The 13895-nt window shown below is 64.5% G+C and carries 12 protein-coding genes; 1 reads left to right on the top strand and 11 read right to left on the bottom strand.

Annotated elements, in window-relative coordinates; translation table 11 throughout:
- Window positions 1-5: 5 nt before the first annotated feature.
- On the bottom strand, window positions 6-257 hold the full coding sequence (locus VG320_RS06370; RefSeq protein WP_327199321.1) for a hypothetical protein: 252 nt from the start codon (window positions 255-257) through the stop codon (window positions 6-8).
- A gap of 248 nt (window positions 258-505) precedes the next feature.
- Between VG320_RS06370 and VG320_RS06365 the strand changes: the two genes are divergently transcribed.
- Window positions 506-1612: a GlxA family transcriptional regulator gene (locus tag VG320_RS06365; protein ID WP_327199288.1), complete on the top strand. Its 1107-nt coding sequence runs from the start codon at window positions 506-508 to the stop codon at window positions 1610-1612.
- A 19-nt stretch (window positions 1613-1631) separates the two neighbouring features.
- On the opposite strand, the gene VG320_RS06360 is transcribed toward VG320_RS06365, so the two are convergent.
- The 10 genes from VG320_RS06360 to VG320_RS06315 form a co-directional block, all read right to left on the bottom strand.
- On the bottom strand, window positions 1632-2651 hold the full coding sequence (locus VG320_RS06360; protein WP_327199287.1) for a GlxA family transcriptional regulator: 1020 nt from the start codon (window positions 2649-2651) through the stop codon (window positions 1632-1634).
- Window positions 2652-2736: 85 nt separating this feature from the next.
- On the bottom strand, window positions 2737-3633 hold the full coding sequence (gene choW, locus VG320_RS06355; RefSeq protein WP_327199286.1) for a choline ABC transporter permease subunit: 897 nt from the start codon (window positions 3631-3633) through the stop codon (window positions 2737-2739).
- On the bottom strand, window positions 3626-4798 hold the full coding sequence (locus VG320_RS06350; protein WP_327199285.1) for a glycine betaine/L-proline ABC transporter ATP-binding protein: 1173 nt from the start codon (window positions 4796-4798) through the stop codon (window positions 3626-3628). The genes choW and VG320_RS06350 overlap by 8 nt, the downstream gene beginning before the upstream one ends.
- Before the next feature lie 115 nt (window positions 4799-4913).
- A complete protein-coding gene (locus VG320_RS06345; RefSeq protein ID WP_327199320.1) occupies window positions 4914-5771 on the bottom strand; it encodes a glycine betaine ABC transporter substrate-binding protein in 858 nt (285 codons plus the stop codon).
- A gap of 134 nt (window positions 5772-5905) precedes the next feature.
- Window positions 5906-7045 carry a hybrid-cluster NAD(P)-dependent oxidoreductase gene (locus tag VG320_RS06340; RefSeq protein ID WP_327199284.1) on the bottom strand — a complete coding sequence of 380 codons (1140 nt, stop codon included), beginning with the start codon at window positions 7043-7045 and terminating at the stop codon, window positions 5906-5908.
- Window position 7046: 1 nt separating this feature from the next.
- Window positions 7047-8354, bottom strand: a complete 1308-nt coding sequence (locus VG320_RS06335; protein WP_327199283.1) for an aromatic ring-hydroxylating dioxygenase subunit alpha — start codon at window positions 8352-8354, stop codon at window positions 7047-7049.
- 105 nt (window positions 8355-8459) lie between these two features.
- Complete coding sequence (locus tag VG320_RS06330; RefSeq protein WP_327199282.1) at window positions 8460-9251, bottom strand: electron transfer flavoprotein subunit beta/FixA family protein; 792 nt, start codon at window positions 9249-9251, stop codon at window positions 8460-8462.
- Window positions 9248-10417 carry an electron transfer flavoprotein subunit alpha/FixB family protein gene (locus VG320_RS06325; RefSeq protein ID WP_327199281.1) on the bottom strand — a complete coding sequence of 390 codons (1170 nt, stop codon included), beginning with the start codon at window positions 10415-10417 and terminating at the stop codon, window positions 9248-9250. The genes VG320_RS06330 and VG320_RS06325 overlap by 4 nt, the downstream gene beginning before the upstream one ends.
- Before the next feature lie 4 nt (window positions 10418-10421).
- Window positions 10422-12356 carry a (Fe-S)-binding protein gene (locus tag VG320_RS06320; RefSeq protein WP_327199280.1) on the bottom strand — a complete coding sequence of 645 codons (1935 nt, stop codon included), beginning with the start codon at window positions 12354-12356 and terminating at the stop codon, window positions 10422-10424.
- A gap of 3 nt (window positions 12357-12359) precedes the next feature.
- On the bottom strand, window positions 12360-13895 hold a 1536-nt coding region (locus tag VG320_RS06315), incomplete at its 5' end, for an FAD-dependent oxidoreductase (protein WP_327199279.1).

Raw genomic sequence — 13895 nt, 5'->3', positions numbered from 1 at the left:
GGCGCTTACGCGCCGCGCCGGCGCCTGGCCTCGGCGGCGAGGCTAGCGAGCGTTTCGGCGCTCAGGCGCTGCGCAACACGCTGCACGTAATCGTGATGGCGCGCCTGCAGGGGCGCGCTCAGATATTGCGCGTGCAGATAGCGCAGCAGCGCAATACGTCGATGCCCACGCGCCATGCTGTGCTCCAGCAAGGCGAGCGCAGCCTGTGCATCGCCAGCGGTGGCGCGTTCGGAAAGTTCGATGGTCTGTGGGCGCATACTGGCGTTGGTCGCGGCGAGCTGGGCGGGTTCGGTCACGCCAGCATCGCCTGGCGGCCCCGCCGCCGATAGAACAGGCGCGGCATGAGCGTGGAATCGCGCCGCCGCGCGCGCATTCGCGATGATTGATGGCGCAAAATGACAAGTGCGCGTGCGCCGGATCGGCGACGCTTGCCACGCGGGCTTGGTCTTTCAAGCCAGAATCGACTATCCGATTGCACCCCTTGCCGCCGTACCGACACGCCACCATGCACGCCGAACCCGTCCCGCCCGCCTCATCAGCATCGGCCCAATCCGAAGGCCGCATCCGCTTTGGCATTGTGCTGTTGCCGAACTTCACGCTCACGGCCTTTTCGGGCTTCGTGGACATGCTGCGCCTGTCCGCCGACGATGGCGATTACAGCAAGCCCGTGCGCTGCTCGTGGAGCATCGTCGGCGAAACGCTCACGCCCGTGCGCGCGAGTTGCGGCATCCAGATAGCGCCGTGGGAGACCTTCGCGGAGGCCAGCGAGTTCGATTATGTGGTCGTGGTGGGCGGCCTGCTGCATTCCGGCCCGCAGGCGAGCGAAGAGACGTTGCGCTTCATCCGCGCGGCGGCCCAGGGCGGCGCGACGCTGGTGGGCATCTGCACAGGCGCATTCACGCTGATGCGCGCGGGCGTGCTCGACGGTCATCGCGTGTGCGTGAGCTGGTTCCACTACTGGGATTTCATCGAGCGCTTTCCGGCCGTCAATGCCGATGCGCTGGTGGCCGACCGCCTGTTCGTGATCGATCGCCGCCGCATCACCTGTTCGGGCGGCCGCGCTTCGATCGACGTCGCCGCGGCCATTCTGCTGCGCCACTTCGATCACGCGACGGTGCAGAAAGCCTTGCGCATCCTGCTGGTCGGCGAACTGCAGAAAGGCAACGCGCCGCAGCCGCATCCGCCGGGACTCGATCCGGCCACGCATCCCAAGGTCAAGCGCGCGATCCTGCTGATGGAGCAGCACGTCGGGCGCAATGTGCCGCTCGAAGAACTTGCGGGCAAACTCAATCTGTCGCCGCGTCAGCTTGAGCGGCTTTTCAAGGCCGAAACCGGCAGAAGTCCGCGCGCGTTCGCCAACGGTCTGCGCCTGCGCACTGCCGCGTGGCTGCTAACCAGTTCCGATCGCACCGTGGCCGATATCGCGTCCAGTTGCGGGTTTTCCGATGCCTCGCATCTGGGCCGCGAATTCCGCAAGCAGTTTGGCGTGCCGCCGATGATGTTCCGCGAGCAACGCAGCGGTAAGGAAGACACGCGCACGGCCAGCTTCGACGACTTCATGCGCAACACCGTCCCAGCCGGCATTACGCCGCTCGAAGTCGATCCCGACTGACGTTTTTTGCGTCTGGGTTTCAGGGCCGCCCCGCGCGCCGCTCGAAACTCGGCGCGTGTCCGAACTGCACGCGGTACGCCTTGCTGAAATGACAAGGCGAATTGAAACCGCAATTCGACGTGATATGCGCCACCGACATATCGGTCGTGCGCAGCAGTTCGCGCGCGCGTTTGAGACGCAGCGTCAGATAGTAGTGCGCCGGTGAAATATTCAAATACGCCTTGAACATACGCTGCAAATGGCGCTGCGAGAGCCGCACAAGGCGCGCCAGTTCTTCGAGCGAAAGTGGTTCCTTGAGGTTGGCTTCCATGAGCCGCACGACTTCGACGAGTTCGGCGCGCGAAAAGCCCACGCGCGCATCGACGGGAATCGGCTGCAGGTCGCTAGCGCTGCGAATGCGTTCGAGAATGAATTGCTCGGAGACCTTCGCGGCCAGCGGCTGACCCAGACGCACGCTGACGAGATCGAGCATCAGATCGAGCGGCGCAGTGCCGCCCGTGCAGGTCAGACGGTCGCGATCGACCACGAAGAGTTCATCGGCGAAACGCACGCGCGGAAACTCCTCATGCAACGCCGAAAGACTCTCCCAGTGCACCGCGCAGCGATAGCCATCGAGCAGACCGCTCGACATCAGTGCATACGCACCCGTGCAGATACCGCCCAGCGGCTTGCCGCTGCGCGCGATCTGCCGCAGCGCAGCGCGCACGGCATCGTCCACCACGTCGCGGATGTGGATGCCGCCGCACACGATCATCACGTCGGGCAGATTATCGGGGTCGAGCGCCTGCGTGGGGCGCACGGTGATGCCGTTGCTCGCGCGCGCCGGTTGCCCATCGAGCGAATAGATCGACCACCGATAATGCTCGCCGTTGCCGACGTAATTGGCCATGCGCAGCACTTCGACGGCGCTCGAAAACGCGATCATCGAAAAATGTGGCAAGGTCAGGAACCCGAAATGTTTGAACGTCGATTCCTGCGGCGATGCCTGGCGGCCCTGTGGGGCTGCTTCGGCGATGTCGGCAGCGATCTCCGTGCTCATGTCCGCAATCACATTACGCCCCTTCTCTGGAGACGATTCAGGCGAGCCAGGCTCGCCTCTTCAAGCGTGGACGAACAAACTCAGGTCAAGCCTCGGCGGGCACGGCGCGTACGCGAAACACCTGCTTGATGCCTGAAAACAGCGGCGCTTTTGCGGCACCGGGCGCGCGTCCGAAGCTTTCGGTGATGCGGTCGAGAATGATCGCCAGCAGCACCACGGACAGTCCGCTTTCGAAGCCAAGGCCAATATCCAGGCGCTGAATGCTTGCCAGCACGTCGTTGCCCAGGCCGCCCGCGCCCACCATCGACGCGATGATGACCATCGACAGCGCCATCATGATGGTCTGGTTCACGCCCTGCATGATCGACGGCAGCGCATTGGGGAACTGCACCTTGTAAAGCAGTTGCCACGGCGTGCAGCCAAAGGCCTGCCCCGCTTCGACGATCTCGCGGTTCACGTGACGGATGCCCAGACTCGTGAGCCGCACGGCAGGCGGCATCGCAAAGATCACCGTGGACAGAATGCCCGGCACGCGGCCCAGACCGAACAGCATCGCCGCCGGAATCAGATACACGAAAGCGGGCATCGTCTGCATCAGGTCGAGGATGGGCCGCACGATGGTCTGCACGAGTTTGCTCTTCGCGGTCCAGATGCCCAGCGGCACGCCCAGCACGAGGCTGATCAGTGTCGAGGAAAGCGTGAGCGCGAGCGTGACGACGGTCTGATCCCAGAAGCCGGTCGCATAGATGAGTAGCAGCGACGCCAGCGCGAACACCGCGAAGCGCCAGCCCACGCGCCACAGCCCGCCCACCACGAAGATCGCCATCAGGAGCGGCATGGGGATGCCTTGCAGACCCTGTTCGATGAGCTTGGCAAAACTCTCGATCGCACGGCCGATAGCGTCGAAGGTATTGGCGTCGTGGTCCAGCAGATAGTGGACCGACTGGTCCACCCAGCGGCCAAGCGGAATGATCTCAGACATGGTGGTGACTCCCGTTGCGCATCATGACCTTGAGGACGGCCGCCTGATCGATCGAGCCGCAGAAGCGGCCTTCGTCGTCGACTACGGGCAGCGCGACCGGATTCGCGCACACACGCGAAACGACCTGTTCGAGCGGCGCGCCGCGCGAAATGCATTCGATCTTCTTGAGCTGTGGCTTCGCCACGCCAATCGCGTCGCGCGTGACGAAACCGCTGATCCGGCGTTCGGCATCCAGCACGAAGGCATAATCGGCGCTGCCGTTGAGCGATGCGGCTACGCTGGTGGCGTCCAGCGAGCGCACCAGCGGCACACGTTCCGATTGCATCAGATCGCCTGCGGTGAGGTAACGGCTCGTATCTACGCCGTCGAAGAAAGCGCGCACGTACTCATCGGCAGGATTACTGATGATCTCGCGTGGCGTGCCGATCTGCACGATGCGCCCGCCTTCCATGATGGCGATGCGGCTGCCGATACGCAGCGCCTCTTCCAGATCGTGCGAGACGAACATGATGGTGCGGCGTTGCTCCTTCTGCAATTGCAGCAGCACGTTCTGCATTTCCTTGCGCTTGAGCGGGTCGAGTGCGGAGAACGCCTCGTCCATGATCATCAGCGAAGGATTCACGGCCAGCGCGCGCGCAAGGCCCACGCGCTGCTGCATGCCGCCCGACAGCTCGGCGGGCAGCTTGTGCGCGAAGGCAGCCAATCCAACCTGCTCAAGCACGTCCAGCGCGCGGCGCTCGCGCTCCTTGCGGCTCACGCCCGCCACTTCCAGGCCAAACGCCGCGTTGGAGAGCACCGTGCGTTGCGGCATCAGCGCGAAGGACTGGAACACCATACTCATGTCGGTGCGGCGCAGCGAAACGAGTTCCGATTTGCGCACCGCCGCGATATCGCGGCCATCGATCACCACCCGGCCCGCAGTCGGTTCGACCAGGCGGTTGATGAGACGGATCAACGTGGACTTGCCGGAGCCGGACAGTCCCATCAGCACGAAAATCTCGCCTTCCTGGACTTCGAAACTCGCGTTGTTGACGCCCAGGACGTATCCGGTCTGGCGGAACAGTTCGTCCTTGGTCGCGCCGCGCGCCAACATCTCGCGCGCCACCTTGGGGTTGGGACCGAACACCTTGCAGAGTCCGTCAACCACGATCTTGGGGGATTTCATCGAGTCCATCTCCTCGTGATGCAGGCGCCGGCCTGCGCTGTGCTGAACAAGCATGCCGGCGCAGCGAGCGGCGACACGTTTCGGATACCTGACTATGTGTCTTTTGTTCGTTGCGTTATTGCGCGGACGCCACCCAGTCCTGCACGCGCTCGCCGTGCGCGGCGATCCAGCTGTCGGCGGCGGCTTCGGGTTTGGTGCCGTTCTGGATCGCCAGCATTACGCTGTCGATCTCACCCGGCTTCCATTGAAACTTCTTGAGGAAGGCGACCACCGGCGGCGCCTTGGTTTCCAGCCCTGGATTGGCCACGCTGTCCACGTGTTCGGCCGCGCCAAAGACATTCTTCGGATCGTCAAGGAAGCGCAGCTTGTATTTGGCGAACATCCAGTGCGGCGTCCAGCCCGTCACGATCACCGGCTTGTTCGCATTCACCGAGCGCGCCAGTTCCGCCGTCATACCACTGCCGGAACTGGGCATCACCGCATAGTTCAGACCATATTGCTTGATCGCCTGATCGGTCTTGGCCATCACGCCCGCACCGGCGTCAATGCCGACGATGCGCCCGGCAAAGGCCGACTTCTGCGCGTTCAGATCGTCGATACTCTTTGCCGCCACGTATTGCGGCACGACGAGGCCGATTTTCGCACCGGTGAAGTTGGTGCCCAGATCGACCACCTTGCCCTTGAACTGATCCCAGTACGCGCCCTGGGTGACCGGCAGCCAGGCGGACAGCGTGGCGTCCAGGTCGCCGCGCGCCACGCCCTGCCACATGATGCCGGCAGCCACCGGTACGAGTTCGACCTGATAACCGAGGCGCTTTTCGATGATGCGCGCCGCCACGTTCGACGTCGCCACGCTGTCGTCCCAGCCTTCGACGTAGCCGATTTTCAGCGTCGGCTTGCTGTCCGCCAGCGCGCTTGCGCCCAGCGCCACCGACACCACACCCATGCCCAACCATTTCCCTAGCAGCTTCACGGCAATCTCCTGTGATTCGGGCATCAGCGCCCTACACCTCCAGATTCACCCGTCACAAATAGCCAATACCGTTGTTTTCCGACGCGATCTTGTCCAGCGGCGACGCGGTGCGCATTTGCGGACGCATTTGCAATTTACTTATCGACGACCAGATCCGAGCGCGGCGTGCTGCAGCACAGCAGCACCATGCCCTGATCGATTTCGCGCTGACGAATGCCGCCGTTGTGCTTCATCTCCACCTGACCGGATACCAGCTTGACCTTGCAGGTGCCGCACATGCCCTGGGTGCAGGACGCGGGCAGACGCACGCCCGCCTCGCGCGCCGCCGCGAGCACATGCTGGTGTTCACCGCAGGCAATCTCGCGATGGCTTTTTGCAAACGTCACCTTGAAGGTGGCGGTGTCCGTGGACGCCGCCTGTTCGTCAACGGGCGCACTCAAAGACGCGTCGCTGGCTGCCAGTGTCTCGAACGAAAAACTCTCTTCGTGATAGCGCTCGCGTGCAAAGCCAGCTTCATCGAGCAGACCCCGCACGGCCTTCATATAAGGCGCAGGCCCGCAGGTGAAAATCTCGCGCTCCATGAAATCCGGCGCGATCAGCTTGAGCAGCGGCAGCGTGAGAAAACCGGTCACGCCCGACCAATGCGTGCGTGCGCCCACACGCTCGCACACAAACGAAGTGCGAAAACTCGCGTGACTCGCGGCGATCAATTCCAGTTCGCGCGCGAAGATCACGTCGTCGGGCGTGCGCGCGCTGTGTACGAACACGATGTCGCGATCTTCGGCCAGATCGTGATAAGCGCGGCTCATCGACATCAGCGGTGTAATGCCCGATCCCGCCGAAAGAAAGAGATACTTAGGCGCGGCGTGACGCGCGCAGGTGAATTCGCCCGCCGGTCCCAGCACGCGGATCCGCGCGCCCGGCATGAGGTTGTCGTGCAGCCAGTTCGAAACCTTGCCGCCCGGCACGCGCTTGACCGTAATGGACAGCGTGTGCGGACGCGCAGGCGAGGACGAGATCGTATAGCAGCGATTAATCGTTTCGCCGTCGATCTCCAGTTCGAGCGTGATGAATTGCCCCGGCTCGAACGAGAATGTGCGTCCTTGCGGCGAGCGCAGAAAAAAGCTCTTCACGTCATGCGTTTCCTGCCGTACCTGGCAGCATTCCAGCGTCTCTTCGGCGTCGCTCGTCCACTTCTCCGGCAGCGCGCCCCAGAACGCCGGGCGCGTCACGCGGCTGTGGGCGGGATCGAATTGGGCCGCATCTCGCATCATGTCAGACTCCGCCTTCCAGGCTTTCCATGCTTTCCACGCGCAGGGGAATGGACCGCTTGCGCGCGAGCGCGGCGGCCATACGACCCACATACCAGGCCGAGAATTTTTCCACGAGCCCTTCAGTAAAGGGCGAATACGGGCCCGGCTCATAGGCGCTGCTGGCCGCGCCGCGCTGCGAATACTCCACCAGCGTGCGGTCCTGATTGTTGGTGGCGTTCCAGACCGCCGTGAGATTCGCCACGTCGTAATCGATGCCCTCGCGCGCGTCCTTGTGCACAAGCCAGCGCGTGCGCACCAGCGTCTCGCCCGCCGAAAGCGGAATCACCGAGAACGACACAATGTGATCGCTCATGAAGTGATGCCAGGAATTGGGCTGGGTCCAGAACGACAGGCCGCCCAGATCGGCGCTGCGGAACTCGCTGAGCAATTTCTTGCAGGCCACCTTGGCATCGAGCGTCTGCGATTCACCGCTGCGGTCGAGCGGCAGCCGTTGCGTGCGAAAGCCCGTCACGTCCAGCAGTTTTTCGATTTCCACCGAGGGCAGATCCAGTTGCTCCCACTGACGCGCGCGCTCCACGCAGGTGCGCTCGAAGGCGTCCATGCCTTCTGCGTTGGCGGCCGAGCGCTGATAGCCGAAGCCATATTCGTAGAGCGAAATCGTCAACTCGGGATGGTTCGCGACGCAGTGATAGCACTCGCGATTGTTCTCCATCACCAGCTTCCAGTTGCCCTTTTCGACGATATCGACCTGCGCCGCCACCTTGCAGTTAGCCAGATCGTGCGGCAGCATGTACGGCTCCATGGCCGCGCGCATGAGGTCGAAATCGGCAGGCGGTTCATCGGCCAGACACACGAAGATCAGGCCTGCCAGGTTTTGTACGTGGACGCTCTTGAGGCTGTGCTTGCAGCGATCGAACTGCTCGCCCATATGCTCGGCGAACATCAGATCGCCGTTCAGGTTATAGGTCCAGCTGTGGTACGGGCAGACGATATTGCCCACCGTGCCCTTCTCCTCGTTGCACAGGCGCGCGCCGCGATGGCGGCAGACGTTGTGGAAGGCGCGCACCTGCATGTCGTCGTCGCGCACGATCAGGATCGAGTCGCTCCCCAGCTCGACCGTCACATAGTCGCCCGGTTCCGGGATTTCCGGTTCCACGGCCACCTGAATCCAGTGCTCCCTGAAAATCGCCTGCATATCGAGCGCAAAAATCTCCTCGCTCAGATAGAAAGGCGCTTCGAGGCTGTAACCCGTCTTGCGCCGCTCCAACAACTCGCGCATGTGTGCCGCTACGTTTGCCGATACGTTCATCGTGTGCTCCGGATTCTGCGTCCCTGATGCTCTGTTAAATGCGTCTGTCTAGTGCTGGCGTTGTTACGGACCGCTTTCGCGCGGGTCGCTGGCGTCCCGCTGGAATCAGTCGTCGATGAGTTGATGCTCGCGTAAATACGCCAGAATCACTTGTGCTTTTTCGACCGAAGTCCCCGCATTTACGACGTTGCCGCCCCGGCTTTCGGTGGTGGTCGCGCCGAGCATGCGGGCGTGGCCCGAACGGCGTTCGGCAGCGGCGAACTTCACGGGCTTGCGCTCGACGGGGCCAGATTGCCAGGCGGCGGCTTGCGTATCGGCGATGCGCGCTCCGGCCGACGGCCGAACCGACCCTGCGCGCAGCCGCGCGTAGGCATAAGCGGGCCGCGCCTCGGCGAGCGGATGCACAGCCACCACCACGGGCAGCTTCGCTTCCACGCGGCGGCGCAAACCCTTGGGCAGGAACTGGCGCACGCGCGCGTGAGCGTCCTCGACTTCGAGATCCACCGCCGCGCCCACCAGCGCATAGCCGAGCAGCGCCGCGACGCGATACGGCAGCATGCCGCTGTCGTGCGCGCCCTCGGCGCGCGTGCCGGTGAGCACGAGATCGTGCTCGCGCACGCGCGCGGCGAGCGTCTGCGCAATATCGTCAATCGGCGCGCAATCCAGCACTTCAACCTGCTGCGCGCCCAGCGCGAGGTAGTCGGGCAGCGCCGGATCGGCCGGATCGCCCGCATGTATCACGTCGAGTTGCGCGCCGTGTCGCTGCGCGAGTTTGCGGCCCAGTTCGAGCGCGGCCGCGTCGTTGCGGCTGTAGCGCGGCGCGCCGCTCACGGGATGACGCCCCGTGGAAACCAGCACGGCGATACTTTTCAAATTTGCGTTGGCGTTGGCATTCATGCGGCGACTCCTGCTGGCTTGCGTTCTTCAATCGCATCGGCTCCTCGCTGGCGTGCCGCACGCGCGGCCTGCACCTGCGCGATCAGCGCGGCGATGGTCGCCTGCGCGTCGCCGACCACGGTGAGGTTCGCGCGCTTCGCGATGGGCGCGCTGGCGTCCGTATTCACCGCGATCACGTGGCGGCAGTCCTTGATGCCCTGCAAATGCTGCACGGCCCCGGAGATGCCGAAGGCGATATACACGCTCGCCTCCACCGTCTTGCCAGTCGCGCCTACCTGCTTGTCACGCGTGAAGTGGCCGTTATCCACGGCCACGCGGCTCGCGCCGATGGCCGCGCCGAACACGCCCGCCAGCCGCTCGAAGGCAGCGACGTCGCTTACGCCATTGCCCGCCGCGACGATGAAATCGGCCTCTTCCAGCGCGACCTGCGCCGCGTCGATTTCCTCCAGGCCAAGATCGCGATACGGCTGCGCAAGCGCGCTGGCCGGGCGGATAAAATCTCCCGCCAGCCTTTCGCCCGCGCCAACGAAGGGCAGCTTCGTTTCTACCGCATTGGGCGCAAGCAGGATCACATCGGGCAGCGCGCGCGTGGCGAAGGCGCGCTTCGCCTGTTCGTAGACGCCCACGTGATTCGCGTCGATTTCGACCACATGCGTGGCCACGCTCGCCCCAGCGGCGGCTGCAAAGCGGCGGCCCAGATCGCCGTCGCCATAGGCGTTATCGGGCAGCAGCACATGTTTCGGCGCGAGCGCCGCCGCGCAGGCCTGCAATGCACGCAATTCGTTTTCGGGTGCGAAGGCACGGCGCTCGAAGCCCGGCAATTCGATGAGCTTGTCCACGCCACGCGCCCCCACATCTTCTTTCAACTCGCCGAATACGAGCAGCGCGACTTCGGTTTGGGCATCGGCCAGCAGCGCGGCGGCGGCAATCGTCTGGCAGGCGTGATCGTCGAGTGCGCCGCGTTCGCTGTGCGCGACCGCCAGCAGCACGTGCTTGCGCTCGCGCACTTCGCGGCGCGGTTTTGCCGCTGTCGCGCCATGCCCATGCGAGGCGCGCTGCAAGGCGGCGAGGTCGGCGCTGCCCGTCTCGCCCAGCGTGATGCGCCGCAGCCCGTCGGCGGTAATGACGAAAGGCCGGCGCGGATCGATTCGTTTGATGGCGTTCATCGCTTCACTCCAGCGCGGCGGCAACGAGTTCGGCCACGTCGAGGACTTCGGGGCGCGGACCCACGACGCCTTCGAGCATCGCCGTACAGTTAGGACAACCGACCGCGACGACATCGGCGCCCACGGCGCGCGCGTCGGCGATGCGGATATCGGGAATGCGTTGCTTACCGGGGATATCGGTGAGCGGCGCGCCGCCTCCGCCGCCGCAGCAACGTCCACGCATGCCGCTGCGCTCCATCTCCACCACGCGAATGCCGATGGTCTTGAGCAATTTGCGCGGCGCCTCGGTTTCGCCGTTGTAGCGGCCCAGATAGCAGGGGTCGTGATACGTCGTGCGTTTGTCCCGCAAGGCTTCGAGCGCTTTCGGCTCGATGCGGCCTTGGTCGGCCAGCTCCGCGAGCAGCGTGGTGTGATGCAGCACTTCGTAGCGCGCGCCAAGCGCCCGGTATTCGTTGCGCAGGCTGTGCATGACGTGCGGATCGGCAGTGACGATGCGGCCGAACTGCAGCGCGCCGAGCGTGCCCATCATCTGCCGCGCCATCTGACGGAAGGTGGCTTCGTCGCCCAGACGCCGCGCCACGTCGCCCGTGTCGCCTTCGCTCGGCCCCAGCACCGCGTAGTTCACGCCCGCCTTGTTGAGCACCTTGACGAGCGCACGCAACGTGCGCTGATAGCGCATGTCGAACGCGCCCTCGCCCGCCACCAGCAGGATATCGACGGGCTTGCCCGGTTGCGCCACCGGCGCCTCCAGATCCACTGACCAGTCATAGCGCGCGGCCTTGTCGTAACCGCCCATCGTGCCGGTCTCGCGCAGATTGGCCAGCACTTCGGGGCCTTTGCCCGGCACCGTGCCATGCACGAGCGTCTGGTTGCGGCGCATATCGACGATGGCGTCCACGTGCTCGATCAGCATCGGGCACTCCTGCACGCAGGCACGGCAGGTGGTGCAGGACCAGAGCGTCTGCGTCTCGATCAGGCCCGAGACGATCGGGCCGTCGGGCTGACCGCTATGGCGGCCCACCGGAATGCCGGGCGTGGGGCTGCCGGCGTAGGCCGCGTCCGTGCCGCCCGCCATGCCGGTCACGAGATCCTGAATCAGCTTCTTGGGATTGAGTGGCTGGCCCGCCGCGAAGGCCGGACAAGCGGCCTCGCACTTGCCGCACTGCACGCAGGCGTCGAAGCTGAGCAACTGGTTCCAGCGAAATTCAACGGGTTTGGCGACGCCGTATTCCTGTTGCTCGATATCGGGCAACTTGAGCGCGGTTGGCGGCGTAGCTTCGCCCGCGCCGGTCCACGCCGTGCGATCCGCAGCAAAACGCTCCTGGCGCGGATGAAACGCCAGATGCAGCAGCCCAGCGACTGCATGCTTCATCGGCCCACCCTGCGCCGCGCCAAACGTCATGGTGTAAGCGCCCATCACGATCAGCAGCGCGCAGATCAGCGCAAATGCGCCAGACATCGCGTCCGCAGGCACAGCCGTGTATAGCGCAATCCCGAGCGCGAACGCGCCCAGCATCCACGGCAGCGTATTCCAGGGCCCACGCGAGAGGCGCGCGGGCACCTGCTTCGCGTTCCGGCGACGCCACACGAACACGGCGCCCACCAGCATCGCCAGCGCGGCCAGCAGGATCAGCTTGTCGAGCCACGGCGAATAGATCGCCAGCCCATAGTTGATGAACACCAACACCAGTGCGCCAATCGCGCCCCCGGCTGTAGCAACGTGCGTTTTCGCAATGTACGGATCGCGCGCTACCACATGGTGCAGGTCGACGAAATAACGCTTCGGTATACTGAACAGATTGCCGACGCCAAATTTCCCGTAGGCTCCTGGCGCCGCCGCGCGCCCGATCCGCCAGTAGGCGGCACGCTTCGCGACCGCGAACGCGAGCCCCGCCATCGAAAGCCACAGCAGCGCGGTGATGAGGTAGGCAGGCTTCATGGCTCAGAAGTCCTTGACGAGACGCAGCGCGTCGTAGATCGCGCCGTGGATATTGTGCAGGGAGATGCAATCGCCCACGCGGAACAGCAGGAAGCGGCCATTGCCCAGTTCTTCCGAAAGACACGGCTGAGGCTCGGCGGCAAAGAGCTTGTGCACGTCCACCTGGCCGCGATTGAGCGACTCGGGCTTGAGCTTCCAGTAGAGCGCGTCGTTGGGCGTGCTGCCGTTCTCGATCACCACCTGATCGACGGCGCGCTCCTCCTGCTCCTCCGTGTACTCGTTACGCAGCACGGCGATCTTCTTGCCGTTTTCCTCGTACACGCGGTCGAGCCAGTAGTTCGGCGTATGGATCACGCCCTGCGCGTAAAGCCGGCGGTAGAAGATCGGGAAGGTGGTGCCACCCACGTCGTCGGCCACTTTCACGTCGGGTGTGACGATCTCCACGTTCGAACCGCGGCTGGAGATGAAATCGGCCACGCCCGCACCCGCATGCGTGCTCACGCCGTCGTAGACCAGCACGTTCTGCTTCGGCTCCACGCGGCCCGAGAGAATGTCCCACGAACTCACGGCCAGCCCTTCGGCGACGCCCCATGCCGGCACCTGTTGCGTAAAGCTGGAACCACCGGTTGCGAGCACAACGATATCGGGTTGCTCCGCGAAAATGGCCGCCTCGTCGGCTTCCACGCCCATGCGCCGGTCCACGCCCAGGCGCTTCGTCTCCATGTCGAACCAGCGCACGATGCCGGCCATCTGCTCGCGTTGCGGTGCCTTCGCAGCCAGCAGAATCTGGCCGCCCACGGCGTCGCCCTTCTCGAACAGCACCACGTCATGGCCGCGCAAACGCGCGACGCGCGCCGCCTCCAGGCCCGCCGGGCCCGCGCCCACCACCACGACCTTGCGCTTCGGCCCGCGTGTGCGCGCAATCACATGCGGCATGGTGGCCTCGCGCGAGGTCGCCGCATTCTGCACGCAGAGCACGTCATGACCGTTGTACTGGCGGTCGATACAGTAATTCGCGCCCACGCATTGCTTGATTTCGTCCTCGCGGCCATCGCGGATCTTGATGACCATATGCGGATCGGCGATCTGCGCGCGCGTCATACCAACCAGATCGACCATCCCGCTGGCCAGCAGACGCTCGGCCTGGCCCGCGTCGCGAATGCTCTGCGCGTGCATCACCGGCAGTTTCACCACCGACTTGATGCCCGCCGCGAGATGCACGAAAGGCTCGGGCGGCAGCGCCATCGGCGGCATGCAGTTGGCGAGCGTATTGTGTGTATCCGCGCCCGAACCGATCACGCCGAGATAATCGATCAGGCCGGTTTCGGCCATCGCCTGGGCGATCTCTTTCAATTGTTCGTGATCGAGCCCGTCTTCGTGGAATTCGTCGCCGCACATGCGCAGGCCCACGCAGAAGTCCTTGCCCACCGCCTCGCGCACAGCCTGCAGCACTTCGACGCCAAAACGCAGACGGTTTTCCAGCGAGCCGCCCCATTCGTCGGTGCGGAAGTTGGTGCGCGGACTCCAGAACTGATCGAT

Source organism: Paraburkholderia sp. (assembly GCF_035948235.1).
GTDB lineage: Bacteria > Pseudomonadota > Gammaproteobacteria > Burkholderiales > Burkholderiaceae > Paraburkholderia.
This window is presented reverse-complemented; position numbering and strand designations above follow the sequence as displayed.

Bases quoted from the DNA above. Each gene is read 5' to 3' on its own strand.
- VG320_RS06370 (WP_327199321.1), bottom strand. From the start codon at position 257: ATGCGCCCACAGACCATCGAACTTTCCGAACGCGCCACCGCTGGCGAT.
- VG320_RS06365 (WP_327199288.1), top strand. From the start codon at position 506: ATGCACGCCGAACCCGTCCCGCCCGCCTCATCAGCATCGGCCCAATCC.
- VG320_RS06360 (WP_327199287.1), bottom strand. From the start codon at position 2,651: ATGAGCACGGAGATCGCTGCCGACATCGCCGAAGCAGCCCCACAGGGC.
- choW (WP_327199286.1), bottom strand. From the start codon at position 3,633: ATGTCTGAGATCATTCCGCTTGGCCGCTGGGTGGACCAGTCGGTCCAC.
- VG320_RS06350 (WP_327199285.1), bottom strand. From the start codon at position 4,798: ATGAAATCCCCCAAGATCGTGGTTGACGGACTCTGCAAGGTGTTCGGT.
- VG320_RS06340 (WP_327199284.1), bottom strand. From the start codon at position 7,045: ATGATGCGAGATGCGGCCCAATTCGATCCCGCCCACAGCCGCGTGACG.
- VG320_RS06335 (WP_327199283.1), bottom strand. From the start codon at position 8,354: ATGAACGTATCGGCAAACGTAGCGGCACACATGCGCGAGTTGTTGGAG.
- VG320_RS06330 (WP_327199282.1), bottom strand. From the start codon at position 9,251: ATGAATGCCAACGCCAACGCAAATTTGAAAAGTATCGCCGTGCTGGTT.
- VG320_RS06325 (WP_327199281.1), bottom strand. From the start codon at position 10,417: ATGAACGCCATCAAACGAATCGATCCGCGCCGGCCTTTCGTCATTACC.
- VG320_RS06320 (WP_327199280.1), bottom strand. From the start codon at position 12,356: ATGAAGCCTGCCTACCTCATCACCGCGCTGCTGTGGCTTTCGATGGCG.